Genomic DNA, 3,705 nt, shown 5'->3' with positions numbered 1-3,705 from the left:
CTCGTACAGCCGCCGCGCCCGCCCCCGCCCACCTGGGAACTTGTGACCGCCGCCTGGCGTTGACCAGAGCGGAAGGGTCCACTGGACCGAAGGACTGGACCGAAGGGTTCCCCGCAGTACCACTTGGAGGGCGTACGGTGCACCGCCGGCACAACGGGCTCAGGACCGCAGTACTCCTCGGGGGACTGTCGGCGCTCATCATCGTCATCGGCGGCTTCTTCGGCCGCACCGGGCTGATCGTCGCAGTCCTGATCGCCCTCGGCACGAACGCGTACGCGTACTGGAACAGCGACAAGCTCGCCCTGCGCGCGATGCGGGCCCGCCCGGTGAGCGAGTTCGAGGCCCCGGCGCTGTACCGCATGGTCCGCGAGCTCTCCACGCAGGCCCGCCAGCCCATGCCCCGGCTCTACATCTCCCCGACCGAGGCCCCGAACGCCTTCGCCACGGGCCGCAATCCGCGCAATGCGGCCGTGTGCTGCACCGAGGGCATCATGCGCCTGCTGGACGAGCGCGAGCTGCGCGGCGTCATCGGGCACGAACTGAGCCATGTCTACAACCGGGACATCCTCATCTCCTCGGTGGCCGGCGCGCTCGCCTCGGTGATCATGTTCCTGGTGAACTTCGCCTGGCTGATCCCGATCGGCCGTTCGGACGACGACGAGGGCCCCGGCCTGCTCGGCATGCTCCTGATCATGATCCTGGGCCCGCTCGCCGCCACGCTGATCCAGCTGGCCATCAGCCGCTCCCGGGAGTACGAGGCGGACGCCTCGGGCGCCCAGCTCACCGGTGACCCGCTGGCCCTCGCGAGCGCCCTGCGCAAGCTGGAGATCGGCACCCGGCAGCTGCCGCTGCCGCCCGAGCCGCGGATCGAGACCGCGAGCCACATGATGATCGCGAACCCGTTCCGCCCGGGCCAGGGGCTGTCGAAGATGTTCTCCACGCACCCGCCGATGGCGGAGCGGATCCAGCGCCTGGAGGGCATGGCGGGCCGCAGGCTGTGAGGCCGGCGGTACGGCCTTCGTCCGGCCGGTAGGGCTTTCACACCCGGCTGGTACGACTTTCATCCGGCTGGCAGGGCTTTCACCCGGCCGCCCCTCACAGGGCCAGCGCGAGCGCCGCCCCCAAGCCGCCGAGCACCAGGGCGAAGGCGGCCTGAGGCCAGCCGCCCTCCCCCCACCGGAAGAAGCGGTCCAGGGCGAGCCGGCCGGGCCCGATGGCCGCGACGGCGAGGGCGACGACGGCGATGCCGATGTTGTACTCCACCCCGCCCTTGTCCACCCATACCCCGTGGGCGGCGCTCACGGTGACCATGGCGTTGATCATCACGCCCACGATCGCGGCGGCCGCGAGCGGTACGAGCAGCCCGGCGGCGAGGCCGAGACCGCCGAGGAGCTCGGAGAGGCCGCCGATCGCGGCGAAGAGCTTGCCGGGGCGGTAGCCGAGCGACTCGAACCCCTTGCCGGTGGCCGTGAGCCCCTGCCCGCCGAACAGTCCGAAGAGCTTCTGGGACCCGTGCCCCGCGAGGAACAGCCCGAAGGTCAGCCGGAGCAGCAGCAGCCCGCAGTCCGCCGCGCTCACCCCCGTATGGCCGGCCCCCTGCCGGGTGGCCGAGGGTGCGGCGGCAGTGGTCGGGCCGATGTGATTCCTGGGCATCTGAGGACTCCGTACGGATGCCGGGATGTGCGCTTCCCCCAGGCCTGGACAGGCGTCTGTGCCCCCGTCGTCACCGCCCCTGTAGCGATGATTCCGGAGGTACGGCGCCTCCGCACATCGATCAGCGGCCGCCGAACCCCTGGTCCGTGCGGACGATCTCGCGGCCCAGCGGCATCAGCGAGATCGGGATGAGCTTCAGATTGGCCCAGCCGAAGGGGATCCCGATGATCGACAGGAACAGCGGGATGCTGGTGATCAGATGCTCCAGGGCCAGCCACCAGCCCGCGAAGATCACCCAGATGACGTTGCCGATGACCGATCCGGTACCGGCGTCCGGCCGCTCCACGGCGGTCCGGCCGAACGGCCACAGCACGAACCCGGCGATGCGCAGCGAGGCGATGCCGAACGGGATCGTGATGATCAGGATGAAACAGATCAGCGCGGCGATCAGATAGCCGATCGACAGCCAGATGCCGCAGAAGAGCAGCCACAGGATGTTGAGCAGCAGGTTGAACACCTTCATGATCGGCACCTCTCGGGTCACTGCGCCGGGCTTCCCTGCTGCCACAAGTATCAGCCGATCACACTTTTCGAGCAGTACCGGAGCGCTCTGTGGCGAGATCGGGAACGGTCCGGGACGAACCCCCGACCCGGCGGCGGCAACCAGGGGGAGGTTTGCCGGCGTCCTGTTCACCAAGACGGCACGAACGTGCGCCCGGCGGACCGCTCATCCTCACCAAGATCTCACGAACGAGGCTGTGCGCACCGGGCGCGAAAGGGCAGGGTTGGCGCTATGGGCATCATCGCTTGGATCATTCTGGGGCTGCTGGCCGGAGCCATAGCCAAGTTCCTGCTGCCGGGGCGCGACCCCGGCGGCCTCCTGGGTACGACCGTCATCGGCATCCTGGGCGCGTTCGTCGGTGGCTGGATCTCGTCCCGTTGGCTCGACCACCCGGTCAGCAAGCACTTCTTCGACGGTGCCACCTGGGTCGCGGCCATCGGCGGTTCGCTGGTGCTGCTGATCGCCTACCGGCTGGTCTTCGGCAACTCCCGCCGTAGCTGAGCACTGCCCCCGACAGCACGGAAGGGTGGGCGCCCGCAGGGGCCCCACCCTTCTCTCCGTTCCGCTCCCGGTTCCTACCGGTAGTTCACGAACTGGAGCGCGAAGTCGAAGTCCTTGCCCTTCAGGAGGGCGATCACGGCCTGGAGGTCGTCGCGGCTCTTGGAGCTGACGCGCAGCTCGTCGCCCTGGACCTGGGCCTTGATGCCCTTGGGGCCCTCATCGCGGATGATCTTCGCCACCTTCTTGGCGTTGTCCTGGGAGATGCCCTCCTCGATGGAGGCGAAGATCTTGTACTCCTTGCCGGACAGCTGGGGCTCGCCCGCGTCCAGTGCCTTCAGCGAGATGCCCCGCTTGATCAGCTTGGACTGGAAGACGTCGAGGACGGCCTTCACCCGCTCCTCGGAGTTCGCCTCCATGAGGATCTTCTCCCCGGACCACGCGATCGAGGCGCCGACGCCCTTGAAGTCGTAGCGCTGGGAGATCTCCTTGGCGGCCTGGTTGAGGGCGTTGTCGACCTCCTGCCGCTCGACCTTCGAGACGATGTCGAAACTGGAGTCGGCCATGTCCTGTGGCTCCTTGTATCGGGGTGCGTGTCGGTGCGTGCCGGCGTGCGCGGCGGCGGCCGCCGGGCCCGGCATCCTGCCGGGCCGCATCCGCACCAGCCTAGCCACCCCGGGACCCGGGGGCTGGAGATCAACCGGGTGGCGAAGCACCCCCGTGGATCAGGTATTGTTTACGTCGTTGCCGGGGAACACCGCCGCAAGCGGGTTCGATTGGCAGCAAACTTGGCGGTGTGCCCGAGCGGCCAAAGGGAGCAGACTGTAAATCTGCCGGCTCAGCCTTCCCAGGTTCGAATCCTGGCGCCGCCACAGTAGGGAAACCCCCTCTGATCAGGTTGATTACCTGATCAGAGGGGGTTTCTCGTTGTCGGATCCCGACCGAACGATGGGGGGCGCCGGGAGCCGGCGCCCCCCGACCGGCCCCCGACC

5 protein-coding genes and 1 tRNA gene are annotated in these 3,705 nt (G+C 68.7%); 3 read left to right on the top strand and 3 right to left on the bottom strand.

Going from position 1 to position 3,705, the window contains the following annotated elements:
- The first annotated feature begins 137 nt into the window (after positions 1 to 137).
- The gene (gene htpX / locus CCN72_RS34790; protein WP_086812343.1) at positions 138 to 1,001 is read left to right on the top strand and encodes a zinc metalloprotease HtpX; all 864 of its coding nucleotides are present in this window, start codon (positions 138 to 140) and stop codon (positions 999 to 1,001) included.
- Between the two features lie 94 nt (positions 1,002 to 1,095).
- Here the strand turns inward: htpX and CCN72_RS34785 are convergent, their stop codons facing one another.
- Together CCN72_RS34785 and CCN72_RS34780 are read right to left on the bottom strand one after the other, a co-directional pair.
- Positions 1,096 to 1,653 (bottom strand): DoxX family protein, encoded by a 558-nt coding sequence (locus CCN72_RS34785; RefSeq protein ID WP_086812341.1) that lies wholly within the window; start codon positions 1,651 to 1,653, stop codon positions 1,096 to 1,098.
- A 121-nt stretch (positions 1,654 to 1,774) separates the two neighbouring features.
- Positions 1,775 to 2,176 (bottom strand): YccF domain-containing protein, encoded by a 402-nt coding sequence (locus CCN72_RS34780; protein WP_085568698.1) that lies wholly within the window; start codon positions 2,174 to 2,176, stop codon positions 1,775 to 1,777.
- Positions 2,177 to 2,446: 270 nt separating this feature from the next.
- Here CCN72_RS34780 and CCN72_RS34775 point away from each other — a divergent pair, with 270 nt between their 5' ends.
- On the top strand, positions 2,447 to 2,716 hold the full coding sequence (locus CCN72_RS34775) for a GlsB/YeaQ/YmgE family stress response membrane protein (protein ID WP_037663330.1): 270 nt from the start codon (positions 2,447 to 2,449) through the stop codon (positions 2,714 to 2,716).
- Between the two features lie 74 nt (positions 2,717 to 2,790).
- On the opposite strand, the gene CCN72_RS34770 is transcribed toward CCN72_RS34775, so the two are convergent.
- The gene (locus tag CCN72_RS34770; RefSeq protein ID WP_085566096.1) at positions 2,791 to 3,279 is read right to left on the bottom strand and encodes a YajQ family cyclic di-GMP-binding protein; all 489 of its coding nucleotides are present in this window, start codon (positions 3,277 to 3,279) and stop codon (positions 2,791 to 2,793) included.
- 224 nt (positions 3,280 to 3,503) lie between these two features.
- Here CCN72_RS34770 and CCN72_RS34765 point away from each other — a divergent pair.
- Positions 3,504 to 3,585: transfer RNA gene (locus CCN72_RS34765), tRNA-Tyr, on the top strand.
- The last annotated feature ends 120 nt before the right edge of the window (positions 3,586 to 3,705 follow it).

It is taken from the genome of Streptomyces murinus (assembly GCF_002154555.1).
GTDB classification, from domain to species: domain Bacteria; phylum Actinomycetota; class Actinomycetes; order Streptomycetales; family Streptomycetaceae; genus Streptomyces; species Streptomyces murinus.
The sequence above is the reverse complement of the archived record's forward strand: the minus strand, read 5'-3'. Positions and strand labels throughout refer to the sequence as shown.